We start from the raw sequence: 26,180 nt of genomic DNA on the forward strand, positions 1-26,180 counted from the left end.
CCTTACTAAGGGGGGCTAGGGGGGATCTCCGGGGCAAGAAAACACGTCCTAGGGTTCAACCCAGCGATCGTCCGATTTAATCAAATCAATCAATTCTGCCACGCCTCGGTCTTCCGGCACCTTCTTAATTTCTTCCCGGCCCCGGTACAGCGAAATATAACCCGGTTGCTTCCCGACGTAGCCGTAATCAGCATCAGCCATTTCTCCGGGCCCATTGACAATACAGCCCATTACTGCTATATCCAAACCGGTGAGATGCTTCGTCGCCTCTCTCACTTGGTGTAACACTTCCTCTAAATTAAACAAAGTGCGACCGCAGGAAGGACAAGCGACATACTCAACCATGGTTTTCCGCAGTCCCAAAGCTTGCAGAATGCTGTAGCAGACGGGAATCTCCTTTTCTGGGGCCTCTGTCAGCGAGACGCGGATGGTGTCGCCGATACCGTCAGTTAACAAAGGTGCCAGGCCTGCGGTGGATTTGATGCGGCCGTATTCGCCGTCTCCTGCTTCCGTGACGCCGAGATGCAGCGGGTAATCCATGCCGAGTTCGTCCATACGGTGCACCATCAAGCGGTAAGCAGCCACCATCACGGGTGCGCGGGAGGCTTTCAGCGAAAGTACGATATTTCGGAAGTCGAGGGATTCGCAAATTTTGATGAATTCCAGGGCCGATTCCACCATACCTTCGGGCGTGTCGCCGTAGGTGAAAAGCATCCGTTCGGCGAGGGAACCGTGATTAACGCCGATTCGCAAAGCTTTGCCTTGGTCGCGCAGGGAAATCACCAGAGGTTCCAGGGTTTCGCGGATTTTTTCGCCAATTTCCGCGAATTCGGCGTCAGTGTATTCGGTTCTGTCGGCTTTCGGCTTCTCGAACACGTAAAGTCCCGGATTGATTCTCACTTTGTCTACGTGTTTGGCCACTTCAAGGGCAATTTTCATACCGTTGTGGTGGACATCGGCAACGAGGGGCACGGGTTGGTAGGTGGCGTGCAGTTTTCGCTTGATTTCGGCTAATGCTTTGGCGTGGGCCATGCTGGGCACGGTGACGCGGACGATTTCGCAGCCTATCTCGTGCAAGCGCCGAATTCCGGCGACTGAACCGTCGATGTCGAGGGTGTCTTCGTTAATCATCGATTGTACGACGACGGGGTTGCCGCCGCCGATGGTGACGCTACCGACTTTGACGGGCCGAGTTTTGCGGCGTTTGATGGTGGTGTCGAAGATGGGTTCGGTGGTGGGGGTTTTAGTGGGGTTCGGCAGAGTTTGCATAACTGGTTGCTAGTGTTCTGTAATTAGAGTTTATAAAATTGTGTCTGCTGTTTTTTAGGTTTGCACAGAAGTGGACTGTTTGGGCAATGAGGTTTTGGGATTTAGGATTTTTGATAGAAGTACGATCGAACTTGTAAGTCACATTATGTAGTTTTGGCGATCGGGCGATCGGTTTTTTAGTATTAAAATTTAACATTTCGGGCGGGCAAGATACCCATTCCACAGATGAATCCGGGGGCTTGTTTAACGGTTGATAAATTTCAGGTAGAATATAAAATTATTGTGGGCGATCGCATCTCGCAAAAATATCTCGATATTTTGGAGTATTAAACACTTATGCCAGATGAAACGATTTGGATTGTGACCGCCGATACTTCGGATGAGTCTCCTGATGCACCTGATTCTGATGGTGCGAAGAATGGGGGACATATAGGCGTGGATTGGAGTGATGCTTGGGACGCGCAGCCAAATGAGCCGACCCAAAAGCAGGCGGCAAAAGCGGTTGATAGCTTGCGACTTCACAATGTCAGTATCAAGAAATTAGAAAAAGAATTGGTTGACTTGATGAAAACGGTAGATCAAATGTTCACCCGTGCGGATGCGGAAGCTGACATGAAGTCGATCGAGTTATCTGAAATTGATTTATCCGTTGCGATTAACGCCGAGGGTTCTTTCAGTTTAGTCGGTCTGGGGGCTAAAGTTGCAGATACCAGAACTGTATTGTTGAGATTTAAACGGAAGTGTTAAGGTGAGATGGGAAAAAATTTAGCCATATCAATTGGCATCAATGCCTATGATTTCCTAACTCCGCTGAAATATGCCAAGCGGGATGCAGAGTTAATGCGTGAATTTTTTCGCGTTCGCGGGGGGTTTGAGAAAGTTCTTTTATTCTCAGAGGACTCTCCTGATATTAAAGGTATACCAACTCGTCCTTCTTTTATCAATCTGAAACGAGTTTTGAGGACGATGTTTGAAAAACCTTTTTTGGGAGATGGAGATAACTTTTGGTTTTTTTTCAGCGGTCACGGAATGCCCCATAACGGCTCTGATTATTTGATGCCGTGCGATGGCGATCCGGGAGATATTGAGAATACGGCAATTCCGATTAATTTGGTGACTGAACGCCTGCGTCGCTGCGGTGCTGATAATGTTATTTTGATTCTGGATGCTTGTCGGGATCGAGGGAGTAAATCGGGAGAAGGAATGGGCAATCAAGCCACGGAAGTTGCGCGACAAAAGGGAGTTATTACATTTTTTTCTTGCAGTCCTAATGAATTTTCCTATGAAATTGAAGATTTACAGCAGGGTGTTTTTACAAAAGCACTGCTTGAGGGGTTGGGCGTTCAAGGTAAATGTGCAACTGTTGAGCGATTAGATCATTATTTGAACTCACGAGTTCCTGAACTGATCCGGCAATACAAAAGCCAAAAAGTGCGACAAACACCTTACGTTATTGCAGAGCCGATCGCGAAGTCACACTTAATTATTTGCCCACAATATGCAACTTTATATGATGTTGCTAAAATGAAAGTTGATGCTTATTATGCGGAAGTAAACAAAGATTTTGAGCGGGCAGAACAGTCGTGGATTCGCGTATTAGCAGCATCTCCGGGCGATATAGATGCTATTAATGGAATTAAAAGAATTGTTGTGTCAAGGAGAGAAAATGACGTATCGTCTCAAAATAATTCTGTTGGTGCCAGTGTTGAAAAGCGATCGGAATCGCCAGTGTCTTCAAAATCTACTCCTGTAACGAATACTACTCGTACTGAGGCTGATATTCCTCTCAAATCTGAGCGTGGAATAGACTATACAAATCTGCGCGATTTACTCGCTGCCCGAAGGTGGAAAGAAGCGGATAGAGAAACGCTGAGACTGATTTTGAAGGCGGCGGGTAGGGAGAAAGAAGGATTCCTGGACACAAAAAGTATTAAAAAATTTCCCTGCGATGAATTGAGTACCATTGACCAACTTTGGGTAAAGTATTCTAACGGTAACTTCGGCTTCAGCGTGCAGAAACGCATTTATCAAAGTCTAGGGGGAACCACTCGACATGATGAGGCAATATGGGAGACGTTTGGCGATACGGTGGGCTGGCGAAAAAACGGCAAATGGCTGTACTACGACGACCTCACTTTCTCAGAGAAGAATACAGCGCCAGGACATCTTCCTGTGTCTGTTCTGGGCGGAAATACCGCCAATAGTCTATACTATTGGCAGTATTTCTGGTGTAGTGAGTTGTGTTGGTGGTTTTGTTGGTTGGAGTGAGTGTCTCTTCTCTCACGCCGAAAACAGTTAGCAAAGTTGAATATTTGATGTCCAATGAACTTTCAAATTATCGGAAACATTACTAATATTGAAACAATAGCAGTAGGTAAATCAATTCGGGAAGTGGAACGTTTGCAGAAAAATTAGGGTAATGGACGTTGGATAAAACTCAAAGGAATTGCAACAATTATCCTTACTGATTGTACAGCCTGAAAAGCTAAGCTACATTGGTATGAAGCACACGGCATTGGAAAAAAAGAAATCAAAATCAAATATATTTTATAGGAAGAGTCATGAATCCCCATAACTTAGAAACACAATTTGTAGTTTGCATTAACAATCAAGACTATCAAGCATCCTTGGAAGTACGAAAAGTCTACCAAATAATACCGGATAATCGCGCTGCGGAACATCAATTGATCCGAGTTATTGATGAATCAGGTGAAGATTATTTGTATCCAGTCGCATATTTCGTACCCATCGCATTGCCGAAAGCCGTAGAAGCAGTATTTGCATAGACAAAGGTTATGTAAGGGCGGGTTCACCAACCTCTATGTTTATAAACAGCAATCTCAATAAACCCACCCCGCCCAATATTCTGTTACAATAAATAAACCTGAGTGTTAACATCGCAAATGTATGACAGCCAAAATACACATCAGCAAATTAGGTAATTCCTTGGCTTTGCCAATACCAGACTACATAGTAAAGTTTCTCAACCTTAAAGCCGAAGATTCAGTAATTTGCAGCATAGAAAATGGGAAACTGGTCATAGAGCCTGTAAATAATAAAATATCAAAGTATACCCTAGATGAATTATTAGCAGGCGAAATAGAATCTAGCGAAGAAGTCTTTTGGGGAAAACCAGAAGGAGAGGAAGTTTGGTAAACTATATCCCCGAACGAGGTCATTTTATTCGCCTCAATTTTGATCCTCAAGCAGGACACGAACAAATGGGGACTAGGCCTGCACTGGTGGTGAGTCAAACTAAATTTAACCGAAAAATGGGGTTTGTGTTCGTCTGTCCCATTAGTAACACACAACGCAAAAATTCGTTTTATCTTCCCATTCCAGAAGGTGAAGCGATAACAGGTGTAATTATGACGGATCAACTCCGTTATGCAAGATTATCGCCCAAGGCAAGCAAGTTTTCTTAGTGAATGTCGATCAGATATAATTGAGGAAGTTTTGAGGCGAATTCAACCTATTTTGTTTGAGAATATGACTGTTGATGAATAGTTAATCAAATTATAAACTAGATTTGTAGTTGGCATTAAGCATCAAGAGTATCCAGAAATCTATCTCGCGGGTGATGCGATCGCCCTTCCTCCCCAGCAAAACTACAAAATGTACTGGCAAATCCCTTCACAGACCCAGGCTCAGCATTTAAAGCATCGGAGGTTTTCCATTGGACGAGCGCACAAACTCACCAGCCACCGCTGTTAACAACCGCCAACCTCTAATTATCGCAGGAATTCTCCTCGGTATCGGTCAATCCGGCTTTTTTGACGGCATAGTGCTGCACCAACTCCTCCAGTGGCACCATATGTTTAGCAGCATTAAAACCGATGCTACTGTTGCCGGTTTAGAATTAAATACCCTCGGAGATGGATTGTTTCACGCTGCGGATTGGTTGGTAACAGTGGCGGGAATCTTCTGTTTGTGGAGTGCTGTGAAGCGCAAAGATGTTCCTTTGTCAACTCAAACTTTTTTGGGTTCAATATTAATTGGTGCTGGATTGTTTGACTTTGTTGAAGGCATTGTTGACCATCAAATTTTGGGAATCCACCACGTCAAACCCGGTATCAACGAGTTAGCTTGGGATTTAGGATTTCTCGTCCTCGGTCTTACTTTAGCGCTGTTAGGTTGGATGCTGGTACAGAGGGAAGTTCCCGCAGATACTAAAGTTTAAATGAATGCAGAGATTGAGAATTATACCAAATCCGCGTTAAAAATTTCCGATAAGACTCGACCGTTTCAACCGTTGAGTCTCTTTTTAACTAATCAGTTCATTCAGCAGCCGACTGCAACCAGACAATCAAATCCTCTTGACTCCTAAAATCCAACAAAGCTTCTCGCAAATCATCTAACTGTTCCGCAGATAATCCCTGGATGCTAGTTTGAACTTCCAGTGTAACATCACCCACCCGTCGCACGATCGGACGCATAATTAATCCTATTTACCCGTCAATTTTACCCCTTTTGATTCCTTGTTCGATTCCTTGGCGGCGACGTTTAGTACCTGCATTTCAACAATCACGGTTTTTTGTCGGTAATCTTGGCTTTGACATCCAGGTAAGTGTCTTTGAATCCTGTAACGCTTCCTGCTGAATAAGGGTCAATTATTTCTAATTCTTGGATTGTTGGTTCTCCGTTATACAGCATTGCATTTAGGAAACTGATTAAAATTTCTGGATGTTCGGCAGATCCGAATATTCTTTTGAATGCAAAGTCTGTTTTGGGGCTGATGAAACGCATATTATAGAGGGAAGAGGGAACAAGGAAGAAGGAAAATGCAATATTTTAGGGATTTTTAGGTTGGTAGTTGCGCTTTACCACCCTTAGCGCAACTACGAAGTTTTTCAATTATCAGCCTGTGGCTTGAGTAGTAGCTGCAGGCGACATAACTAGCTTTCCAGTTATATCCATCGTCGCAAGCTTCAGCACTTCATTAAAAGCTAAACCCCGAATTTTGAGTTCCCACCGAATGCCTTTTGCTTTCATTCGCTTGGCTTTCCGCATATCGACATCAGCAGCTTTTTGATTCAAGAGCAAATATTTCATTGCTGCTGTAGCTTCTACTTTTGTGGGAAATGCAATATAGGTGATAAATCCGCCGTCCCAGTGATTGGCGTTGCGGACACTGCTGATAGTCGCAACTCTCGGACTAAAGCGGTTCCAGTAAAAGTCGCTGTAGCCGATCGGCTGTGTATTGACTTGGAGTTTGTTTGCCATTTGACTTAACTCCTATAACCTTGTGTGCGGGGTTTGCAGCACCAATTTGCTGCTGTTACTATTATAGCATTGGGAAGTGGGAATTGGGAGCGAATGCTGGCTGTTCTTTTACCTCCCAGACTGCTTCTGTGAAGTCGGGAAAGTAAAATATCCCCAATATCTTTAGTTCTTTTTTGTCTCGAATACAACTGCCTCAAAAAGCTCTACAAGCTTTAAGTCTGAATAAACCGATAAATACAAATACTTTTCCAGTTTCTGCCGATTTCTAGGTAAGAATAAACCTAAGCCTGATAAGTTTTTATACTTATGTCTAATTCTTAAGTCAAGTAATTCACCATTCTGTTGCACTCTCTGAATGAGAAAATTATTTAAAAATAACAGTAAATCGTTACAAGCTGACGGACTTGCACCTGATAATTGGGTAAGTTTTTGTAAAAACTTTCCGAAATCAACAAAGGTTTCTCCAAAGTTACGATAAACTACTACAGTATTGTTATTGGGAAAATTGACTCCCGACCCTAAAATTGAGGAGATAAAAACTTTCACAGGTGCAATATCTGCTTGCAAAATAGAATCAATCACAACATTAACTTTTTCCTGCAAATAACGAAAATAATGATTGTTAGTTAATGTCAAACTATGGTACATATTAGGCTGTTCATAATCCATAATCTTTTTAGCTAGCTGAGAACCATCAATGTCTGGATAATCGCTCAAATCACTTAACAATTTCTCATAATAGTAATTGGGCGCTCCAAGTTCTAGCTGAGATGAAAGCGTATACTTAGCAGTATTTTGGAAGGTATGGTGTACTTCAATATTTCCTTTATTACAATTTTGGAAAAATAATAATTCTAAATTTCCCTTTACAGATTGGTTAAAATTAAAGATAACTTGATTTATTTTTTGAAGATTCATCCATCTAATTTCTGAAATTAAAGGGGAGGTGGGATGTTCGTCGGGGCTGATTTCCATAAGCGTTCCACTATGACCTAAAAACACAATAGCCCAGCGTCTGGCTTGAAATTGAGATTGTGCCCAAATCAGATACTCACTCAAGACTTCTGGGCTACTACTATCTGCTGTTTCTAAGTATTGCGTATCAACTTTACCTGGGCTAATGATGCTTCTAGAAACTTTTGCTGAGCCACTAAAGTCTGATTGTACTACGACCAAAACCTTGTCATTTTTTACACCTTTACTTAGCATTTGAATAATTGGTTGTCCGAATCTTGAGAGATTATTGTCATAGGGCATCCAGTATAGTAATATCCAGTCATAATGATTTTTGACCGTACTTCCAAGCATATATTGGTCTCCCGAGTAATATATTGTCCCTATTAAAGAACTCATGCTTACTGTTACCAATTTTAGTGCTTCTCTCCTTTTCACTTGTTCGGCTCCTGATTGAGGATATTCAGCTTTTTTTAGACTGTATTTTTTGCTAACTAAAACCTCAATTCATATTCAGCAGTGACGCGATTGTCTCCTTGAAAATTACTGGAACTTCTGAGTAAAAGTTTATCGCTCAATCGATAGCGCACAGTAAATTCAGTCGGTTGATTTGCTGACAGAACTCGAATGATTGATGCTGAAATATTGCGCGTGATGTCAAACCCAACTTCTAAACCTAAACCGAGAGAACCCGCACCTGAACTGGAACTAGCACTTTGTGCTTCGTTGCCTCTAATCCGAGTGGGAAATAAGCGAAATTCGCTCAATCCTGTGGCGTTGGTAATCGCCGATTGAAGGTTGTTCAATAAACCCGCACCGGCTAAATTTGCGATCGCCAGTGTACTGTCTCCCTGTCCCAAAGTCTGCACGAAACTGCCGCCCAAGAGCGCTACAATCTCTGTTTCCGATCGACTCGGAGAACTCCTTAACTCCAGATTTTCTCCCAACTGAGAAGCCCTTCCCTGCACTAACGCTTGAACTCGGACACTCCGCACGCTGCCGAAAGTTGTCGGTTCGTCTGCGATTTCAGAGGCTACAGATGTGCCGGGAGTGCGGAACCGCGTTACTTCCTGCACCGAGGTTGCTAATCTCACATCCAGCGTCGGATCGAGTCCTTGTGTTGGTACAAAGGTAGCAGTCTGCGGGTATCCTCGATCGAGTCTAAACTGCGTTGTAAACAAATTCACCGACCCGGAAGTCAACCGAATTGTACCCTCCGGGCGAAGGTCATCTAGAGTTCCATTCACCGTCAAGCCCCCAGTCGCCTGAAAACTCAATATCGGCGCACTTGTGACCCGAATTCCCCGGCCCAAATTCAGTCGTAAATCGTTCAATCCAACTTCAAAGGAAGGGGAAGGGGAAGGGGAAGGGGAAGTCGCAGCAGAAGGGGAATCAGAAACCTCAGTCGCAGGGGAAGGGGAAGATGTCGAATCAGAATCAGAAGCAGAAGAGGAAGAAGCTAACTCAGTTCGGCCGCCGCCGGGACTTCGGAGAAATACTTCGCCGTTGTACAGTTCAATATTACCGCTCAACTGCGGACGCCTAGCCGTGCCCCTTGCCTGCACTTGACCGACTACGCCGCCGCTGTACAATCCTTTGAGGTTCACTGCCAACTTGTCTAAATTTACAGTCAAAGGATTAGCCACATCGACATCGCCCTCCGCAAAAGGCACAGACAGCGGAATCACGCCCTGGGCGACAACTTCTCCCTGACTCAACTGTCCCCGAATTCCTTCTACCCGAATACGATCGCCCTCAAAGCGCACCGTCCCAGTCAGCCCCGTCAGCGGTTCTGGGAAGGCTTGCGCGCGGACGGTTGCATTGTCAAAATTCGCAATTCCTTGCGCTACAGGGTCTTGCAGCGTTCCTCCCACGCGAATTTGCACCTGTCCCTGACCGCTGACCCACGCAACTTGCGGAGTCAATACATTAATAATTGCCAAACCTTCATTTTGCAAATTCGCCCTCAAATCGATTTGATTGCTGTCAGCTTTCACGGCTGCAAACGGCAACTCAAAAGGCAAACTTCCCTGCACTTCAATCGGTTCGGTTTGAGTTACCAAAGCGCTGCCGCCAAAATTCAGGCGGGCGTTGCTGTAACTGAAACTGCCGTCGGCTTGTTTAATCGGTTCTCCGTTTAGCGTACCGTCAACCAAACTCAATTCCCCGGTGGCTTGCGGGTTTTCCAAACTGCCGGCCAAATTCGCCCGCAAATTCAAATTTCCCGTGACATCCACAAAAGGCAATTCCACCAGTTCTGCCAACTCTTCAACGGGCACATTTTCTACCCGCAACTGCCCGGATTGAGCTTTTTGCCCGATTTGTCCCGAAAAGCCGATCGCACTTTTGCCCGATCGAATTTCCAAAGGCAAAACAGTTAAGATTCCGTCCTGAAAACTGCCTTCAAGGCTGAACGTTTCAGCGACATATTCTCCCCACTGCCAGTTATCACCTTTCACATTAAATTGAGCTTCCACACCCGTTTGCAAAGAACCGGCGACAGCAATTTCCGCACCAAAAGTGCCTTGCAATTGGGATAAGGGAGGCAATTTTTCTGATGTTTCCACTGCTTGCTGCTGCAAAATTACTTCTATTTCTGCCAAGCGGCGCAACTGTTCGATTAGCGGGGCTTCTGGTTCTCCCACTCCTACAGTTTGCACGTCGGCGGCGCTAGCGTAAACGGGAGGTTTTAGGCCTCTAGCCAAGTCGCCTAAATTGAAATATTGCAAAGCGGTTAAAATCTGCTGCAAATTGCCTTGCTGTACGTTAACTTTCCCGGCAAATTGCGGGTTGGCGCCTGTTTGAACATTGCCGGAAATTAAGTATTGACCGCTGCCTTGGCGGAATATGCCATTTGTGAGAGTGGCGCTGCCGTTAGCGTAGCTAAATTCGGCTTGGAAACTGTCACCTTTAATGTAGCCGATCGCCGGTTGGGCGATCGCAATTTGTCCACTTGCTTGCAAAGTCGCCGGATTTAACGGCATCTTCCAACCGGGCACATTTACTTGTCCCGAAACCGTACCAGTTATCGGCCCCAAACCAGCATCTTTACCGGGTGATAGATTCAAAGCAGCGAGGGGAAAATCGCTTAAATTAACTCCCAAAGTTTCTCCCTCGGTTTGGCCCCTAGCCACGGATTCCCCGCGTTGAATTAAGAAAGATGTCGGCAGAAAAGATTGATTTAAAGCTACTTCGATTTTGTCTTGGCGACCGGCCAAACGCAAATCTACACTTTTCCCAGCATCCGCATTCACACTCCCCGCCAGTACCGGGTCAAAAGCGATTTGATTTACTGCTAAATTTCGGACTTCCACGTCGCCAACTAAGCTGAGGGCGGCGAGGGTTCCGGTAAGGCTGCCGGTAAAATCTACATTGCCGCGCAGGGGTGGGTTTTGCTGTGAGGAATTTTTGTCCGCAATTGTAGACAAAAATCCTAGTTGTTCTGCTGGTAAGGCTTCCAGGTTAAAGTTGGCGAGTCTGACATCCAAATCTAAGTTGGAAATTGAGGGCCCTCCTCTACCTTCGAGTTCGACGTTAACAAAGCCGTTTGCTGTCAAACCCGGAGTTGTAGCGTTCTCAATTTCCACCCGTTTGCCGTCCCAATTAAATACTGCCTCAAAAGGTTGGTTCAAAAACGGCAATTCCGAGATGCGGAAACTGCCACCGGCGCGAACATTTTGTAGGGGCGGTGCCCCCGTGCCCGCCGCAATCGGGCCGGATAAATTGATATTGCCGTTAAACAGCCCTCCAAGCTGGGGGAGATTTTGGACACCAGAGACTACACCTCCGGTTTGCAAGCTTTGTCGCTGCGACTCAAAAGCTTGCTGGAAGCGACTTAGAGCAATTTGCTCGCCCTCAATTGACGCGCGCCAATTCCCCGATGCGGCGCGGCCTTTAGCATTGACAATTCCTCCGCCGTTGGCGAGTCGAATTTGTCCGTCGCCGTTGGCGGTGATGCCGTTGGCGGTTAGATTGTCTACTGTTCCCAAAATGCGGACTTTGCCGTCGAGGGTTCCGTTAATTTCTGGTGGTAAATCCGCTGTCAGCAAACCTGTTTGTTTGAGGGTTTGTTCTAAATTACTGACGGCAATTCCGTTGGTTTCCAGCAATGCTTGCAAGTTGCCGTTTTCCAATTTTGCTGTAGTATCGATCGCCCCGAGTCGATCGACCACAATCACTCCTTCTCCGCTAGCATTAATTCCCTTCGCTGTCAAGTTATCCAAACTACCCGCTGCTTGGAATTCGCCGTTAACTCTGCCGTCAATCGATTTTAGATTTTGGATTTTGGATTTTAGATTGTTGATGTTGGCAGTTTGCTGACTTCCGGGATTAAATGCTGAAGCTACATCTAAAATAGGTATTCCCAAATCTAGTGCTAAGCGACTGAGAATAACTCGATCGGCATCGGCGAAAGCTTGCCAGCGTCTGTCTTCTAATTTACCTCTAAAAGCAAGAGTACCGTCCCCTATATTGAGTTTTCCGCTGCTGCTGACGCCTATGTCAGCGGCGGTTGAATTATCAAGACTACCGCTGGCTTGAATTTGATTAGATATTTGTCCGTCTAACGATTTTAGATTTTGGATTTTGGATTTTAGATTGTTGATGTTGGCTACTGTTTGGGGATTTTCGGGATTGAATGCTGAAGCCACATCTAAAATCGGCAATCCTAAATCTACCAAGCGGCTGATGGAAGTGCGATCTGTTTCTGCCGTTCCCTGCCAGTTTCCGGCCACCAATTCTCCTTTAAAATTAACATTGCTGCCGGCAAGATTGAGTCTGCCGTTGCCGCTGGCATTGATACTGCTAGCCGTCAAATTGTCAAGACTTCCCCATGCTGTAAATTGACTCGATAGCAGTCCGTCAATCGATTTTAGATTTTGAATTTTGGATTTTAGATTATTGAGATTTGCAGATTGCTGATTTTCGGGATTGAATGCTGAAGCCACATCTAAAATCGGCAGTGTCAAATCTACTAAGCGGTCGATGGAAGTGCGATCTGTTTGTGCTGTTGCTTGCCAGTTTCCCGCCACCAATTCTCCGTTTAAATTCACATTGCTGTCGGCAAAATTGAGCCTACCGTTGGCATTAACATTGATTCCGCCAGCAGTTAAATTGTCAACATTGCCCCCCACTCGAAATTCACCTGCTAGCTGCCCGCCTAACGATTTTAGATTTTGGATTTTGGATTTTAGATTGTCTATATCTGCGGTCGTTTCCCGTGCTAAAAACGGCAATCCAATATCAATTAATTGATTGACAGCTACTTTTTCAGTGTTGCCAAAAACTTGCCATTTCCCCGATTCTAGTTCGCCATTAACATCAACAATACTGTCAGCAATATTCAACCTTCCTTTGCCTGTCGCAGCGATCGCATTTAAACTCAAATCGTCCAGAGTTCCCGCAGCTTCGACGGTTCCGCTGAACAAACCGGTTAGTTCAGGAGGCAAATTAAGGTCGGGCAGCACTTGCTGCAAACTGTTGAGATCCACGCGATCGCCCTCGATCAAAGCTTGCCACTGACGGTCTTTTAGCGCAGCATCCACGTTAACAGAAGCGTTGCCAATTTTCACAACTGTATTTTGCAAATCAGCCGAATTCCTTGCGGCTCGAATTTCGCCTGCAGCGGGGAAAGTTCCTTGCGGTGCTTGCCATTGAACTCTCGCTTGAATGTTGTCTAACGGGCCGAAAATTTGAGCTTTTGCGGAGACATTGCCAATATTAACACCAGCAGGAATTGGGAGAGCGTAAATTTGGGTGATCGCGTCTCCGGGTACATTTTCAACTTGGAAGTCAAACACCAAACCCGATCGCGAATTCTCACTTCCCAAGGCAATATCAACTTCACCTTTGCCACCAATTTTACCCCCCGCCGCCGGCACTAGCAAAATATCGCTCAAAGTCAAACCTAAAGAGGAAAACGGGGGAATAGAAGATTTAGAATTGGGAGTTGGGGTTTGAGCTATTCTCCCCCGTTCCAATTTGAAATTAGTGCTAATATTGTTTAATTGCAGTCGATCGACCGTAGCGGGTTTTGTCGAGGCGATCGTACCTGTCAGCACCGGCATTGCAACTGTTCCAGTCAGCTTGGCATCCGCCTTCACTTCCCCCGCCACAGCAACGGGCAATACAACTTTCTGCCCTAACTCTGTCTCCACCGCGCTGACAACACTTGCAAAAGCGACTGGTTGCACATTAGTTGTTAGATTGAAGCTAGCGTTCTCCAAATTAAAATTAGTTCCCGTGGCAACAGTGCCTGCTATTCTCAGCGGAATTAGACCGTAATTAGCCGCCAGACTATCGACAATAAAATTAGTTCCCTGAAACCGCAACTGACCGCTGCTATTTTGTATGATTTGTTTCAGCGGACGAATACTCGCTTGCACTCCTCCAAAACTAGCCGTTCCGGTAATTCCCGATACTTTATTGTCTCGCACTTGCACGGTCAAATTGCCATTAGCAAGACCTTTTTGTAAAGAAATGCTGGAAAGTTTTAGCAAGCGAGCGAGGTCGGGCAAAGGCAAATTTTGACCTTGCAACTGCAGGTTAGTTTGAGCTGCTGGTAACATAGAGTCAGCTTTAAGTATAAAATTATCGCTGTTAGTAAACTGACCGTTTACTTCGTAGAGAACGCGCTGATTTTGGTCGCGAAATAGAGCACTGCCATTTTTCAGATTTACAGAAATAGGAGCCGAAGTTTTCTGTCCGACTGCGGGACTAGGGACCAAAACTGCGCCAACATTTTCAGCTCGAATTGCCTCAACTTCAGTTTTAAATAAACCCGGAGATTTTTGCTCCCTAGTTGGAATATTAACCCAGCGGCCTTGAGCATCCTGTTCGATATAAGCGCTGGGTTTAACTAAGGTAATGTCTAATTTGAGAGTGCGGTTGAACAGCAGTGGCCAGATTGAAAATTGCACTTCCACTGCTTCTGTAGAAGCGTAATCGGGATCGGTAGGAGTTGCAGGTAAAGTCGATCGGCCAAACCGCAAACCTGTCAGAGAAAATCCCTCCAAACGTCCGAGTTGCACAGGTCGCTTCAGCAACTGACTGACTTCCGTTTCCACCAAAGGAGCTAACTTTTCCCGCACCCACTGGTATCCTACCGCCGCCCCCACCAAGGCGAGAATACTTAATCCCGTACCGCTAAGCAGCAGCAGACGCCACCAGCGGCGATGGGGACGGGGTGCGAGTTGATTTTTGTTATCGTCGGAGTTAGTCATGGGTGTTTCTCAAAAATCAGAGAATTCAGGAATTATAGGAAATCAGCCGATTTTAGACAGGTATAATCTCTGTGATTCGCCAGGGTGGCTTCTGCCTTTGGTAGACTCAGAAGTGAGGTCGGAAGTGCCGATCCCCGGATCGATCGCAGGCAAAAGGCACGCCCCCACTCCAGGGTAGACTCCAGAAACCTTTACCGAACTTAATCAAAACACGCAACACCACCTAAAACCAAGTCCTCCAACTCCTCCAAATCCTCTAGATTCCCCCCGCAGTGCAGGATCGGTGGTCAATCTAAAATCTAAAATCTAAAATCTAAAATCTAAACACGCCCCCACTCCAGAGTAGACTCTAGAAACCTTTACCGAACTTAATCAAAACACGCAACACCACCTAAAATCGACAGTCAATCTAAAATCTAAAATCTAAAATCTAAAATCGCACGATCGCTTCTAAGATAAAAAAACGGTGGTTAAGAAGGTCTTTAAAACTTATGCGAGTGTTCGTCTTACTCTTCAATGCCCGCACCGAGAATGAGGGAATTCATACCATTCAACTCGGCGATCGCAACAAAGTTCTGATGTTTGAGTCAGAAGACGACGCCACCCGCTTTGGCGTGATGTTGGAAGCTCAGGATTTCCCCGAGCCCACTGTCGAGGCGATCGACGAGGAGGAAATTAAGGAGTTCTGCGACAGTGTTGATTATGATTGGGAACTTGTCCCCGCGGGCGCGCTGGCTATTCCGCCAGAAGACAATGTAACACAGACTCAGTGGCAGCCGGAGTCCGAGCCCGAACCAGAACCTGATTCTGAGGTTTCCCAAAACGAACTGGATTCTATTCGCCGCCGACTCGAAGGACTTTTGTAATAGGAAGTTCGGCAACGAGTAGTATACGGGATTTAACGGATGGATATTGAGATTCGAGGTGAAGACGGAAAAGGGAAGAAGGCAGGGCGGTTTCATTCTCAGGGAAATCATCGTTTTGTAGGGGTAGTGTCCCCGTGCCTACCCCCTCCACGGACTAGCCGACAACTGACAATTAACAACTAACAAAAAATGAAGAATTTGGAAGAACGGGGCCATCTGCTGACTGAACAGGTGAATACCAACAGCGAGAATTTAGACCAACTCAGTTCGATCGAATTAGTGGACTTGTTCAACCGGGAAGACGCCGAAACCTTAAGCGCGATCGCCCGTGCCCGCGAACAGTTAGCCCAAGCGATCGACATTGCAGCCGAGTCTCTGCGTCAAGGAGGTCGCCTGTTTTATGTCGGTGCGGGTACTTCCGGGCGTTTGGGGGTGCTGGATGCGGCCGAGTGTCCCCCCACCTTCTGCACGCCACCAGAACTCGTACAGGGCATAATTGCCGGGGGTGCGGGGGCTTTGGTGCGGAGTTCGGAGGATTTGGAGGATCGGGCTGAGGATGGGGCCGAGGCGATCGCCCACCGTCAAATTACCAACTTAGATGTGGTTGTCGGCATTACGGCTGGAGGTACGACGCCGTTTGTGGCGGGCGCTTTGCAGGCGGCGCGCCAGCGGGGGGCGAAAACTGTGTTTATGGCTTGCGTACCCGTCGAACAAGTGAATTTTGAGGCTGATGTTGATATTCGGTTGTTGGTTGGCCCGGAGGTAGTGGCGGGATCGACGCGCTTGAAAGCCGGTACAGTCACAAAAATGGCTTTGAATATCCTTTCGACTGGGGTAATGGTGAAGCTGGGCAAGGTTTACGGCAATCGAATGGTTGACGTGGCAGTGACTAATAAGAAATTGCGCGATCGGGCTGTGCGGATGTTGCAGGATTTAACTGATTTGAACCGGGATGAGGCGGGTTTTTTGCTCGAAAAAAGTGGCAAGTCGGTTAAATTAGCTTTGATGATGCACTGGACTAATTTGGAGAAGGAAGAGTGTGATCGCATTTTGGGCGAGTTTCAAGGGAATTTGCGATCGGCTGTGGCATCAATTAGTCAGTAGTCAGTAGTCAGTAGTCAGTAGTCCTTAGTTATTGGCGATTAGTTATTGATTATTAGTTAGATCGTGTCCGGTCAATTCCCTCCGCTTCGCTTCGCCCATAATTGCTGTAGGAGTAGGTTAAGGAACGATCTATATTAACAATGAGAGATGCGATAAACCCGCCCCGACGAAGGTATCGCGGTGACTAGATCGGACATGATATTATTGGTTATTGGTAGCAGCTAACAACTGTCAACTGTCAACTGTCAACTGTTATTTGCACTATCGATTCAAAAAATTGTGAAATCTCTTCAGTGGATCTGATGTGATAAACACTTTTGGTATTTTGAGCGCGATCGACATAATCCCGATATCTGGGAGTCAAATATTTGTGACACAACCAAAGAACACGGTAACTATTAATTGAACTCTTTAAGATAGGACTCTTTTCCGGCCAGCCTTCTGGGGGTATAAACTTACCTGTAATCAGCCGTTTAGTCACCCACCAGAAATGCACGTATAGTGGCAGATCGACAAAAACCAGACTATCCGCCTCGTTGAGTCGAAGCCAGACGGTTTCCATACAACCAAACCCGTCTATAATCCATCGGTCACTAGCCAAAATTTTCTCATGGATATGCTTATATTCTTCATTTGGAACCTCAGCACCCCCAGATTGATATTGAATCTTATCCAAGGCGTAAAGTGGCAAACCAGTGATTTCAGATAACCTCTTGCTGAGAGTTGATTTACCGCCTCCTGCATTGCCAAACACGGCTACTTTTTTCATAGTTCCCTTTTTAGTAATCTAGTTAGTAGTCATTAGTTATCAGTCATTAGTTATCAGTAGCGGACTAAAAGCTGAATGTCAAGCTAATTTGTAGCTTTTGAAAAATCAACTTTGTGATTTGTGGCGCGGATCACTGACGTTTTTGAAAAAGGCGATTAGGGTCAGTACATATATTTGTTGTTTAGCGATCACTTGGATATTTTATCAGACAAGCGATCGTAGCCCGGTATTGCCGATCGATTTGTAAAATATCTGTCAAATCTAAGGCGATCGCTCCTTAGTTAAAAAAGCCGTTTCTGGAGCCAACGCACCTAGTACGAGACTGCTGGATACTCTACCAACTTTAAAATTTTAAACCGAGTCCTATGCAACAAAAGCCTAACCTTAACCTATACTCATCCTTGGGCCATCTCCCCTGGCTAAAAAAAAGCTACACTGCCAAAATTATGGTGGTTGCATTTTTAGGCACGCACGTTCCTTTGCTAACCTTAATGGTTTGGTTTCTTACCTCAAACGCTTACTCTGTAGAGACATCAGTCCGGGTTCTGCTGATTGCTCTGCTGGCGACATTAGCGGGTACGGCAGTAACGCTTTCTACGCTACGCTACCTCCTGGTTCCGGTAATCTTAACCTCGGAGGCTCTACAAAACTACCTCGATACAAGAATATTGCCGAACTTACCCACAGAGTTTAATGATGAAGTTGGTACGCTGATGGCAAATTCCTCACAAACGCTTTACAAACTAGATGAATTGATTGATTACATTACCCACTACGATCAACTGACTGGGTTGCCAAATCGTGATTTATTCTGCGATCGCCTGAATGAAACCCGATCCCAAAATCACTCACCCATGGTCGCAGTTCTGGTATTGGGTATCGATGATTTCACAGGGATGCGCCATGCGTTGGAGCCTGGGATATCCGACTTACTAATTAGAGCCGTTTCCCAACGGGTGGTACAGTGCATGGATCGGTCAGATGTCTTGGCGCGTTTGGGCGATGGTGAGTTTGCGATCGCTCGCAGCGACCTCCCCTCGCTGGAGAGTGTGGTCAAGCTATCCCAACTGCTGCTGAGTACACTAGCAAAACCTTTCTCTGTAGAGGGCCAACCGATCCACCTCACCGCCAGTCTTGGCATTACATTGAACCATTTAGAAAATACCAATTCTGCAGAGCAACTTCTCCAGCAAGCTCACTTCGCACTTCATCAGGCAAACCAGCAAGGGCGGAGTCAATATCAGTTTTATTCACCAGAAATGAACCTTCAGTTACAGGAGCGACTGACCCTAGAAAATAGCCTGCGCGGAGCGCTGGATCGTAACGAACTACTGGTTTACTATCAACCGCTGATCGACCTCGACAGCGGACAGGTGACAGCAACCGAGGCGCTGGTTCGCTGGCAGCATTCTACAGAGGGTTTGGTCTCTCCGGCAAAATTTATTCCGATCGCCGAGGCCAATGGCGAGATCGTGCCCATTGGTGAATGGATCTTGCGAACGGCTTGCGCTCAAACCCGTAGCTGGCAACTGGCTGGGCTGCCAGCGCTGCGGATTTCGGTGAATCTGTCGGCTCGACAATTTGAGCAGGGGAATCTGGTTGAGATGGTTCGCCAAGTTTTGGCAGAGACCGAACTCGAAGCTGCGTATTTAGAACTGGAAGTGACTGAAACTGCCTTGATGACTGACATCGAGCGATCGGTCAAAACCTTAATGCAACTGCGAGAACTTGGCGTGTCCCTTGCCCTAGACGACTTTGGCACAGGTTATTCTTCCCTCAACTACCTGCAACGGTTTCCGGTTAATATGCTCAAGATCGATCGATCGTTTGTCCAAGATGTACTTTCTAACCCCGATAGCGCCACCATTACTGATGCAATCATTGCTCTGGCAAAAAGTCTGCGATTAACGATCACCGCAGAAGGCATTGAAACCAAGGAGCAGCGTGACTACTTGCAAGCGCGAGGCTGCCATGAAGGTCAAGGGTTTTACTTCAGTCGCCCTGCTAACGCTGATACGATCGCCAAACTGCTAAATGAGTCGTTTCAGTCTGATGCAGCATCTATCGCTCTTGCTACCCACTTTTAAGCTGCACCAGTCAAGAACTCACCGTCAACCCGAAGGGTATGACGGCAGCTTGCAAAAACCTCTGACTTGACCGGATTAAGTTGGCTTTCACTGATAATGCGATCGTAAACTCAGTACCCATGCCTGCGGTTGAGTTGACCGAAAGCATCCAGGATACAAGCCCCCAGATTCATCCGTCCAGAAATAAAAAACCTGTATCCGATAAAGGAGCCCCCTAATTTATCCGTGAGGTCAATGCTTCAATTCTTTAATCTAAAATCTAAAATCTAAAATCTAAAATCGATTGACTTCTCCAAGAAGTCGGGAATCTGGGTATGCTGTTTTTTAGGCGTTGACAAAAACAGAAGATGTAAGCTGACTTTGACTTACACCCTGCACGATTCCTAAATAATTACTGCCCGACTTAATCGCCGTAGAAGCGACACTTGCACCTCCATCCAACTGCAAACTCACAGCTTCAAAAGTCAAGTTGGCAAATCCCATACCGTCAGTCAAACCAATATTATCCCCGATAGCAAAATCGGTAATCACATCGGCACTAATTAAAGTAGCCGAAGCAGACAAACCTCCTGCTAAAATAAACGTATCATTTCCAGCGCCGCCGAGCAGAATATCTTGACCGCGATCGCCCGCCAACAAATCGTCGGCGTTACCGCCAATCAAGACATCATCTTCTTTGCCGCCGCGAATAATATCGTTACCGTCAGATCCGATTAGTCGATCGTTATCGTTGTTTCCGCTGATAAAATCATTGCCAACACCGCCATCAATTGAATCCGATTCTTTGCCACCCGATAAGCTGTCATTGCCGCCTGCGCCATTAATTGTATCCGCACCTTGCATTCCATTGATGCTATCAGCACCTTCTCCCCCCGTGATATTGTCTTTGCCGGAAAGGGCAAAAATTGGCAATCCCGCAGCATTTGTCGGTATTTGAGTATCGGCACTATCTGATAGGAAATAATTGCCGTCGCTGGCTGTATTTTTGGGTGCTGTCGTCGGGCTGCCGTCCCCTATAGCATTGAGTATTGGCGAAGTAATCGATACCAATGTGTTGGGAGTAGGTGTGGGAGTAGGTGTCGGTGTAGGTGTGGGAGTAGGTGTCGGTGCGGGATTGACACTACCGTCAAGAGAAGTCGCAAAAACTTGCGTCCAATAGTGATTGAAATTTTCTGTGCCAGTATCGTCGGCTAAGAAATAGTAACCAATCCCAATTTCTTTGAGATTCGGGTTAAGAATGTTAGCCCGGTGGCCGCTGCTGTTCATCCAAGAGGATACAACTTGTTCGGGTGTAGAAGAACCCGCAGCAATATTTTCTGCTGCCGCTGAGAATTGATAGCCCGTTGTAGTAATGCGATTGGTGAATGACGAACCATCTTTTCCGGTATGCGAAAAGAAGTCTTGCAGTGCCATGTTTTGGCTGTGATTTTCCGCCGCATTTAGTAACTGAGTATTTAAGGTTAGCGGTGATAAACTCAATTTGCCGCGTTCGATGTTTGTAAGTTCTAAAACTCTATAAATAAAGTTTTGATTGGTGGTTGAAGTTGGGGCAATTTGAGAGGCAGATCGCTCTCCTGTTAAAATGTCCGAGGACTGAGAACCTGAATTTGGTAATTGTTCAAGCATGGGGATGATCAACAGTTTTAAGACTTGGTTTTGCTGGTAGATGGCTTACCGTCTTAACGATAGTTTCCCCGATCGTTGGCTGGACACAATTCAATAATTGTGTTAATCCCTGCCGCTGCTGTATCTATTTTGATTATAGCTGTTGTCAAAGTGTGGATGTCAAGAGGCTGGCTCTGATTGGGAAAGGGAAGAGTACGCTCGAATTTAAGGAGAGTTTCAAAGGAATGTGCGATCGCCCGTGGCATCAATACAATTTTAGATTTTAGATTTTAGATTTTAGATTTTTCCTGATCAGTAAGGTTTACGCTACGCAACCAGCCCGCTGGCTGGCTGGCTAGAAACCCGGTTTCTAGGAGTTTTGCAGAGAGGAACAAGAAATATAGGAAGAAACCGGGTTTCTGAAATATGTGTGCGATCGCGAACAGAGTTTTTAGTAGAATCCTCACAAAAAATTCTAAATTCATTCAAAATTCACAACCGCGCAGGCTTGTTCGCGATCACAAAAGCAATCTCAAGATTTCAAACCATTTTCTTGTCCGACTTTAGCCTCCTGAGCAACTTGCTCAACCTCATCTTTGGCGAGAATTTCCAAAGCTGTCTGTGCTTCTGCACCGCCCAACCGCCCCAAAGCTTGGGCGACTCTGTAACGGATCTGCCAATCTGCATTGGAAGCGTAGGGAAGCAGCAGCGGCAGCGCCCGTTTATCTCCCAATTCACCTAATGCGCTGATGGCAATGGTTTGGATCAATTCGTTTTCAGAAGTCAGGGCATTTTCTAACATCGGAAAGGCTTTCGGATCTCCCATTTCTCCCAAAGCCGCGACGATGCTCAGTTGTACGAGCCATTCAGAGGTACTGCTATAAACTTGCTGCAAATCTTCTAAAGCATCAGTTAATTTCAATGCGCCCAAAGCATCCGCTGCTGCTGCTTGCACGTCGGGTTCGGGGTCGTTGTTCAAGCTGTTTCGCAGTACCTCTAAAGCGTTCGCCAGATTCTGCGTGCCGAGGGTTGATAATTGGCTGACTGCTGCGTAGCGAACCCGGACGTTTTTGTCGCCGATCGCAATTTGAATCAGTTTATAAGCGATCGCGGGTTCTAGTTGCCGCAGTTGGTTGACTGCTCGCAGTCTTTCGCCAAAATCCTCGGAATTCAGCAATTGTTCGACAGACTCAGGGGTAATGCTCATCGGATTTTTGATTTTTGATTTTTGATTTTTGATTTTTGATTTGGTAATTGCCAAAAGCAAGCGAGATTTAAGGAGTGATCGACTCATTTTCTGATACACTCCTGGAACTGCAAAAGTTAATTAAGATTCCGCAGCCATCGATCGGATAATATCTCCCCTAGTGAGGATGCCTATTACTTTGCCCGCCGAATCGACCACCGGCAATCGATGGATACTGCGATCGTGCATCAGTTTGGCAGCTTCTTGGATAGATTTGTCGGGCCCGATGGTAACTGGGTCTGTACTCATCGCTTCTCCTACTGTTTGTCCTAAAGCTTTGTGGAGTTCTCGCTCGTAACGAGAGGGATTTTCCAAATAAATTACGCTGTCGAGCACCATGATATAAGCGGGCGGAGTTACGCCGGTTTCCCGCCACATCAAGTCGGTTTCGGAGATGACTCCTACCAACAAGTCATTCTCATCTACGACGGGAAGACCGCTAATGCGTCGATCAGCTAAAATTTTAATCGCTTCGTTCAAGGGCATTTCGGGTCGCGCCAAAATCGGCTCGCGGCTCATTACATCGGCTACTGTTTTTGGCATGATTAGCGGTTGATTGAGTTATCTCTCCTTATCGATCATATAGGCAAAGCGTGACACAGACTGAAGAAAGGCAGCTCTGCTGAAAGGATTGGTTTGAAGGTAGTAAAGAAGGAAAAAGTTTGAATGCCAGAATTTTGCTGTTTTTTTGATCGCACTATAAAATTCTGCCGTTTGCCGGACTCCAGCGGGCGATCGACCTGACAAGATTGTTAAGATATCTTAAATAGCGGATAAATCCTTACCAATGCCAGAATCTCCAGCCAGAGAACCAGACTCCCAACCAGAAGCGCGCTGTGTATTGGTTTGCCAGTATCAATCTTGCCTGAAAAATGGTTCAGCAGCAGTGCTAGCTGCTTTTGAAGCTCAACAAGTTGCCGGGGTGAAAGTGGAAGCCTGTAGCTGTCAGGGACAGTGCACCACTGGCCCGACTGTACGAGTTACCCCAGACGAAATTTGGTATTGTCGAGTTAAACCGAGTGATGTACTGTTAATTGTGGAAGAGCACCTCAAAGGGGGAAAACCTGTAGAGGCGCTGTTCAATCCGAGAATTCATGCGCGTTATTATTATTAATATTGACTTGATTCCGTGAAACTTCCAAGATCGGGCGCATCTAATTTTAATAGTTATTGCTAAGGAACTGACACTTTGAAAATCCAAGGAATTGCGCTTAGTTTGTTAGTCCTAATTCTGGGGCGTCCATCGGCGGTTGCTGCTCAAACGTCGGCGGTTGCTGGGGATATTTGTCCGGGGGAATTGGGGGCGCAAGTAGATGCGATCGCCAACCGTCCCGAATTTAGTCGATCGCGCTGGGGCATTTTGATTCAACCTCTATCTTCTACTACTACTCTCTACAGCCGCGACGCCCAAAAATATTTTATTCCAGCATCAAATGCCAAGCTGCTAACTACAGCGGCTGCTTTGCAGAAACTCGGTGCCGATTTTCGGATTAAGACATCGGTTTACAGCGGCGAAAATGGAAGTTTGTACGTTGCCGGCAGGGGAGATCCGAGCATTGCTGAGGCTCAGTTGAAATCCTTGGCGCAGCAGTTGAAGCAGCGGGGAATCAGTCAAGTTAACCAGTTGATTGGCGATGACAGCTATTTTCAAGGTAGTGCAGTCAATCCGAATTGGGAATGGGAAGACGCGCAAGCTGGCTACGGAGCGCCGATTAACAGTTTAATTTTCAATCAAAACGCGATCGACCTTCTCTTGTCCCCACAGGCTCTGGGGCAACCTCTGAAAGTTACTTTTGCCGAACCAAAGCTGGCAAATCAGTGGCAAGTTCAGAACAATTCAGTAACAGTCGCCGAAAACGAATCCGAGTTTATTGAAGTTGGCCGGGAGTTCGATCGACCTATAATTCGAGTCAGCGGACAGTTGAAAGTTGGTGCAGAACCTGAATCAGCTTATGTCGCAGTTGTCAACCCCGCTAATAATTTTTTGCAGTATTTTCAACAAGCCCTGGCGGCTGAGGGAATTCCTGTTAAACAGGCTTTAGTTGCATCGGCTTCTAGCAATTTAAATCAAGAATTAGCGACCGTTGAATCGCCGCCGCTGGCGGAACTGGTGAGAGAAACTAATCGCGAAAGCAACAATCTTTATGCAGAAGTTTTATTGAGATTGCTGGGAAAAGTTACAGACAAGGTGCCTGTGCCACAAGAGGATACAGGTGAAAGCGGTTTGAAAGAGGTAAAGGCAGTTTTAACTCAATTAGGAGTAAATCCAAACAGCTACATATTAGCCGACGGTTCCGGCTTGTCTCGGCACAATTTAATTACTCCAGAAGCCTTGGTGCAAACTTTGAGATTTATGGCCAATTCACCTACTGCATCTATTTACCGCCAGTCACTGCCGATCGCTGGTGAGAGCGGCACTTTGAAAAATCGCTTTAATACTACACCAAATCGCGTAATTATGCAAGCAAAAACAGGAACTATGAGCGGAGTTTCGGCGCTGTCGGGATATATCGAAGTTCCGAATTACGAGCCGCTGGTGTTTAGCATTATCGTCAATCAATCTGACCTATCGACTGCAAAAATGCGATCGGCAACGGACGAAATTGTGCTATTATTGAATCGCCTGCGCCGCTGTTAAAACAATACATTTAAGGTGATAAACTTCAACTCAGTAGTTACACCTAAAACACAGGACAACCCAAGGCCCTACAAGTTTTAAGTTTAATTAGATTACAGCGGCGGGGATCGAAAAGCAGCTACAATAAAAGTAGAAAATTTAACACCATTGGGAAGTTTTAGCCTGCTACCAGTCGGCGGGTTCTGTACTTCCCGAAAATAAGTCTAACTTTCCAACTATGAATTCTTTAGATTCCGAACAGCAACACATCTTTGTCGAAACCAATAACATCCGTCTGCACTGTGTTTCTCAAGGAGAAGGCGAACTCGTTCTCCTCCTGCATGGGTTTCCAGAGTTTTGGTACTCTTGGCGTCATCAAATTCCTGCTTTAGCGCGTCATTTCAAGGTGGTAGTGCCGGATTTGCGGGGCTACAACGATTCCGACAAGCCGGAAAGCGGCTATGATTTAGATACGCTGAGCGCGGATATTCGCGGTTTGATTGCAAGCCTCGGTTATACAAAAGCTCACGTTGTAGGTCATGATTGGGGAGGGGCGATTGCGTGGCACTTAGCTCAAAAATTCCCCGAACAACTTAACCGCTTGGCAATTTTAAACGCTCCGCACCCGCAGCGATTCATGCAGGAAATGGCGAGCAATTTAGATCAAATCCGCCGCAGTTGGTACGTTTTGGCATTTCAGGTTCCCGGCATTCCGGAATTGTTGATCCGGCAAAACTTGAAAGATTTTGTTCACAATGTTTTTCAAGGACAAGCTGTTCGCAAAGGATCTTTTAGTGCTGAGGAAACTAAGATTTATCAGACTGCTTTAGAAAAGCCGGGAGTATTAGCCGCCGCTATCAATTATTATCGGCAGATGTTTCACCCGCAGAGGCTTTGGAATTTGGGGCAGAAATTAGAACCTGTGACAGTGCCTACTTTGGTACTTTGGGGAGAAGAAGATGCGTTTTTGAGCCACAAACTTGTAGAAGGTTTAGACAGATTAATTACGGCTCCGTTTAAGTTAAAATTAGTTCCTCACTGTGGTCACTGGATTCAGCAGGAAGCGCCGCAAACGGTGAATCGAGAATTGCTGAGTTTTCTGAGAAATTCTTATCCTTCTGTGGCTTTGGCATAGAAAAAAATGGTTCTTCCTTACTTACTATGCTAAATCAATAGTTAAAGGCGTAAAATCAATTTAACAAATATGTCAAAATGTAAAC

Annotated in this window: 22 protein-coding genes and 1 pseudogene; 12 read left to right on the plus strand and 11 right to left on the minus strand. The window is 45.9% G+C overall.

Features of this window, described 5'->3' with window-relative positions:
* Nucleotides 1-48: 48 nt before the first annotated feature.
* On the minus strand, nucleotides 49-1,269 hold the full coding sequence (gene ispG / locus QT979_RS07885; RefSeq protein ID WP_333309085.1) for a (E)-4-hydroxy-3-methylbut-2-enyl-diphosphate synthase: 1,221 nt from the start codon (nucleotides 1,267-1,269) through the stop codon (nucleotides 49-51).
* 336 nt (nucleotides 1,270-1,605) lie between these two features.
* Between ispG and QT979_RS07890 the strand changes: the two genes are divergently transcribed.
* From QT979_RS07890 to QT979_RS07910, 6 genes are all read left to right on the plus strand, one after another.
* A complete protein-coding gene (locus QT979_RS07890) occupies nucleotides 1,606-2,016 on the plus strand; it encodes a Pepco domain-containing protein (RefSeq protein WP_333309086.1) in 411 nt (136 codons plus the stop codon).
* A 6-nt stretch (nucleotides 2,017-2,022) separates the two neighbouring features.
* A complete protein-coding gene (locus QT979_RS07895) occupies nucleotides 2,023-3,537 on the plus strand; it encodes a GUN4 domain-containing protein (RefSeq protein ID WP_333309088.1) in 1,515 nt (504 codons plus the stop codon).
* 293 nt (nucleotides 3,538-3,830) lie between these two features.
* Entirely contained in the window at nucleotides 3,831-4,055 is a 225-nt protein-coding gene (locus QT979_RS07900; RefSeq protein ID WP_333309090.1) for a hypothetical protein, read from the plus strand.
* Nucleotides 4,056-4,176: 121 nt separating this feature from the next.
* On the plus strand, nucleotides 4,177-4,425 hold the full coding sequence (locus QT979_RS07905) for a hypothetical protein (protein WP_333309091.1): 249 nt from the start codon (nucleotides 4,177-4,179) through the stop codon (nucleotides 4,423-4,425).
* A 65-nt stretch (nucleotides 4,426-4,490) separates the two neighbouring features.
* A complete protein-coding gene (locus QT979_RS28990; RefSeq protein WP_445304761.1) occupies nucleotides 4,491-4,694 on the plus strand; it encodes a type II toxin-antitoxin system PemK/MazF family toxin in 204 nt (67 codons plus the stop codon).
* 251 nt (nucleotides 4,695-4,945) lie between these two features.
* Nucleotides 4,946-5,449 carry a DUF2243 domain-containing protein gene (locus QT979_RS07910; RefSeq protein WP_333309093.1) on the plus strand — a complete coding sequence of 168 codons (504 nt, stop codon included), beginning with the start codon at nucleotides 4,946-4,948 and terminating at the stop codon, nucleotides 5,447-5,449.
* 97 nt (nucleotides 5,450-5,546) lie between these two features.
* On the opposite strand, the gene QT979_RS07915 is transcribed toward QT979_RS07910, so the two are convergent.
* The 5 genes and pseudogenes from QT979_RS07915 to QT979_RS07935 form a co-directional block, all read right to left on the minus strand.
* Nucleotides 5,547-5,705 carry a DUF4351 domain-containing protein gene (locus tag QT979_RS07915; RefSeq protein WP_333309094.1) on the minus strand — a complete coding sequence of 53 codons (159 nt, stop codon included), beginning with the start codon at nucleotides 5,703-5,705 and terminating at the stop codon, nucleotides 5,547-5,549.
* A 62-nt stretch (nucleotides 5,706-5,767) separates the two neighbouring features.
* Nucleotides 5,768-6,015, minus strand: a pseudogene (locus QT979_RS07920) (Rpn family recombination-promoting nuclease/putative transposase); the annotation flags it as partial.
* Between the two features lie 111 nt (nucleotides 6,016-6,126).
* Nucleotides 6,127-6,492, minus strand: coding sequence for a hypothetical protein (locus tag QT979_RS07925; protein ID WP_333213052.1), 366 nt, complete (start codon nucleotides 6,490-6,492; stop codon nucleotides 6,127-6,129).
* 162 nt (nucleotides 6,493-6,654) lie between these two features.
* Nucleotides 6,655-7,800, minus strand: a complete 1,146-nt coding sequence (locus tag QT979_RS07930) for a clostripain-related cysteine peptidase (protein WP_333309095.1) — start codon at nucleotides 7,798-7,800, stop codon at nucleotides 6,655-6,657.
* A 140-nt stretch (nucleotides 7,801-7,940) separates the two neighbouring features.
* Nucleotides 7,941-14,666, minus strand: a complete 6,726-nt coding sequence (locus QT979_RS07935; RefSeq protein WP_333309097.1) for a translocation/assembly module TamB domain-containing protein — start codon at nucleotides 14,664-14,666, stop codon at nucleotides 7,941-7,943.
* A gap of 491 nt (nucleotides 14,667-15,157) precedes the next feature.
* Between QT979_RS07935 and QT979_RS07940 the strand changes: the two genes are divergently transcribed.
* Both QT979_RS07940 and murQ read left to right on the plus strand, forming a co-directional pair.
* Complete coding sequence (locus QT979_RS07940) at nucleotides 15,158-15,532, plus strand: DUF3110 domain-containing protein (protein ID WP_333213049.1); 375 nt, start codon at nucleotides 15,158-15,160, stop codon at nucleotides 15,530-15,532.
* Between the two features lie 189 nt (nucleotides 15,533-15,721).
* Nucleotides 15,722-16,636 (plus strand): N-acetylmuramic acid 6-phosphate etherase, encoded by a 915-nt coding sequence (murQ, locus tag QT979_RS07945; protein WP_333309099.1) that lies wholly within the window; start codon nucleotides 15,722-15,724, stop codon nucleotides 16,634-16,636.
* A gap of 238 nt (nucleotides 16,637-16,874) precedes the next feature.
* On the opposite strand, the gene QT979_RS07950 is transcribed toward murQ, so the two are convergent.
* Nucleotides 16,875-17,405: an adenylate kinase gene (locus QT979_RS07950; protein ID WP_333309101.1), complete on the minus strand. Its 531-nt coding sequence runs from the start codon at nucleotides 17,403-17,405 to the stop codon at nucleotides 16,875-16,877.
* Nucleotides 17,406-17,851: 446 nt separating this feature from the next.
* On the opposite strand from QT979_RS07950, the gene QT979_RS07955 reads away from it, so the two are divergent.
* Nucleotides 17,852-19,492, plus strand: a complete 1,641-nt coding sequence (locus QT979_RS07955; RefSeq protein ID WP_333309102.1) for a bifunctional diguanylate cyclase/phosphodiesterase — start codon at nucleotides 17,852-17,854, stop codon at nucleotides 19,490-19,492.
* 10 nt (nucleotides 19,493-19,502) lie between these two features.
* Here QT979_RS07955 and QT979_RS07960 read toward each other — a convergent pair whose 3' ends face one another.
* The 4 genes from QT979_RS07960 to QT979_RS07975 all read right to left on the minus strand — a co-directional run bounded on the left by QT979_RS07960 (nucleotide 19,503) and on the right by QT979_RS07975 (nucleotide 22,886).
* Nucleotides 19,503-19,640, minus strand: a complete 138-nt coding sequence (locus QT979_RS07960) for a hypothetical protein (protein ID WP_333309104.1) — start codon at nucleotides 19,638-19,640, stop codon at nucleotides 19,503-19,505.
* A 176-nt stretch (nucleotides 19,641-19,816) separates the two neighbouring features.
* Nucleotides 19,817-21,118 (minus strand): CAP domain-containing protein, encoded by a 1,302-nt coding sequence (locus QT979_RS07965; RefSeq protein ID WP_333309107.1) that lies wholly within the window; start codon nucleotides 21,116-21,118, stop codon nucleotides 19,817-19,819.
* 511 nt (nucleotides 21,119-21,629) lie between these two features.
* On the minus strand, nucleotides 21,630-22,304 hold the full coding sequence (nblB, locus tag QT979_RS07970) for a phycobilisome degradation protein NblB (protein ID WP_333213044.1): 675 nt from the start codon (nucleotides 22,302-22,304) through the stop codon (nucleotides 21,630-21,632).
* Nucleotides 22,305-22,424: 120 nt separating this feature from the next.
* The gene (locus QT979_RS07975) at nucleotides 22,425-22,886 is read right to left on the minus strand and encodes a CBS domain-containing protein (protein WP_333213043.1); all 462 of its coding nucleotides are present in this window, start codon (nucleotides 22,884-22,886) and stop codon (nucleotides 22,425-22,427) included.
* 244 nt (nucleotides 22,887-23,130) lie between these two features.
* Between QT979_RS07975 and QT979_RS07980 the strand changes: the two genes are divergently transcribed.
* The 3 genes from QT979_RS07980 to QT979_RS07990 all read left to right on the plus strand — a co-directional run bounded on the left by QT979_RS07980 (nucleotide 23,131) and on the right by QT979_RS07990 (nucleotide 26,095).
* Entirely contained in the window at nucleotides 23,131-23,457 is a 327-nt protein-coding gene (locus QT979_RS07980) for a (2Fe-2S) ferredoxin domain-containing protein (protein ID WP_333213042.1), read from the plus strand.
* Between the two features lie 81 nt (nucleotides 23,458-23,538).
* Nucleotides 23,539-24,981, plus strand: coding sequence for a D-alanyl-D-alanine carboxypeptidase/D-alanyl-D-alanine endopeptidase (gene dacB, locus QT979_RS07985; protein ID WP_445304762.1), 1,443 nt, complete (start codon nucleotides 23,539-23,541; stop codon nucleotides 24,979-24,981).
* Nucleotides 24,982-25,198: 217 nt separating this feature from the next.
* Nucleotides 25,199-26,095, plus strand: coding sequence for an alpha/beta hydrolase (locus QT979_RS07990; RefSeq protein ID WP_333309110.1), 897 nt, complete (start codon nucleotides 25,199-25,201; stop codon nucleotides 26,093-26,095).
* Nucleotides 26,096-26,180: the final 85 nt, after the last annotated feature.

Origin of the sequence: Microcoleus sp. w2-18bC1, from assembly GCF_036700365.1 — a bacterium.
Taxonomy (GTDB): Bacteria; Cyanobacteriota; Cyanobacteriia; order Cyanobacteriales; family Microcoleaceae; genus Microcoleus.

Excerpts from the sequence above, each read along its gene's own strand:
- QT979_RS07905 (WP_333309091.1), top strand. The coding sequence starts at position 4,177 with ATGACAGCCAAAATACACATCAGCAAATTAGGTAATTCCTTGGCTTTG.
- nblB (WP_333213044.1), bottom strand. The coding sequence starts at position 22,304 with ATGAGCATTACCCCTGAGTCTGTCGAACAATTGCTGAATTCCGAGGAT.
- QT979_RS07960 (WP_333309104.1), bottom strand. The coding sequence starts at position 19,640 with ATGCTTTCGGTCAACTCAACCGCAGGCATGGGTACTGAGTTTACGATC.
- ispG (WP_333309085.1), bottom strand. The coding sequence starts at position 1,269 with ATGCAAACTCTGCCGAACCCCACTAAAACCCCCACCACCGAACCCATC.
- QT979_RS28990 (WP_445304761.1), top strand. The coding sequence starts at position 4,491 with ATGGGGACTAGGCCTGCACTGGTGGTGAGTCAAACTAAATTTAACCGA.
- murQ (WP_333309099.1), top strand. The coding sequence starts at position 15,722 with ATGAAGAATTTGGAAGAACGGGGCCATCTGCTGACTGAACAGGTGAAT.
- QT979_RS07915 (WP_333309094.1), bottom strand. The coding sequence starts at position 5,705 with ATGCGTCCGATCGTGCGACGGGTGGGTGATGTTACACTGGAAGTTCAA.
- QT979_RS07935 (WP_333309097.1), bottom strand. The coding sequence starts at position 14,666 with ATGACTAACTCCGACGATAACAAAAATCAACTCGCACCCCGTCCCCAT.
- QT979_RS07895 (WP_333309088.1), top strand. The coding sequence starts at position 2,023 with ATGGGAAAAAATTTAGCCATATCAATTGGCATCAATGCCTATGATTTC.
- QT979_RS07975 (WP_333213043.1), bottom strand. The coding sequence starts at position 22,886 with ATGCCAAAAACAGTAGCCGATGTAATGAGCCGCGAGCCGATTTTGGCG.
- QT979_RS07990 (WP_333309110.1), top strand. The coding sequence starts at position 25,199 with ATGAATTCTTTAGATTCCGAACAGCAACACATCTTTGTCGAAACCAAT.
- QT979_RS07890 (WP_333309086.1), top strand. The coding sequence starts at position 1,606 with ATGCCAGATGAAACGATTTGGATTGTGACCGCCGATACTTCGGATGAG.
- QT979_RS07955 (WP_333309102.1), top strand. The coding sequence starts at position 17,852 with ATGGTGGTTGCATTTTTAGGCACGCACGTTCCTTTGCTAACCTTAATG.
- QT979_RS07980 (WP_333213042.1), top strand. The coding sequence starts at position 23,131 with ATGCCAGAATCTCCAGCCAGAGAACCAGACTCCCAACCAGAAGCGCGC.
- QT979_RS07950 (WP_333309101.1), bottom strand. The coding sequence starts at position 17,405 with ATGAAAAAAGTAGCCGTGTTTGGCAATGCAGGAGGCGGTAAATCAACT.
- QT979_RS07965 (WP_333309107.1), bottom strand. The coding sequence starts at position 21,118 with ATGCTTGAACAATTACCAAATTCAGGTTCTCAGTCCTCGGACATTTTA.
- QT979_RS07940 (WP_333213049.1), top strand. The coding sequence starts at position 15,158 with ATGCGAGTGTTCGTCTTACTCTTCAATGCCCGCACCGAGAATGAGGGA.
- QT979_RS07930 (WP_333309095.1), bottom strand. The coding sequence starts at position 7,800 with ATGCTTGGAAGTACGGTCAAAAATCATTATGACTGGATATTACTATAC.
- QT979_RS07925 (WP_333213052.1), bottom strand. The coding sequence starts at position 6,492 with ATGGCAAACAAACTCCAAGTCAATACACAGCCGATCGGCTACAGCGAC.
- QT979_RS07900 (WP_333309090.1), top strand. The coding sequence starts at position 3,831 with ATGAATCCCCATAACTTAGAAACACAATTTGTAGTTTGCATTAACAAT.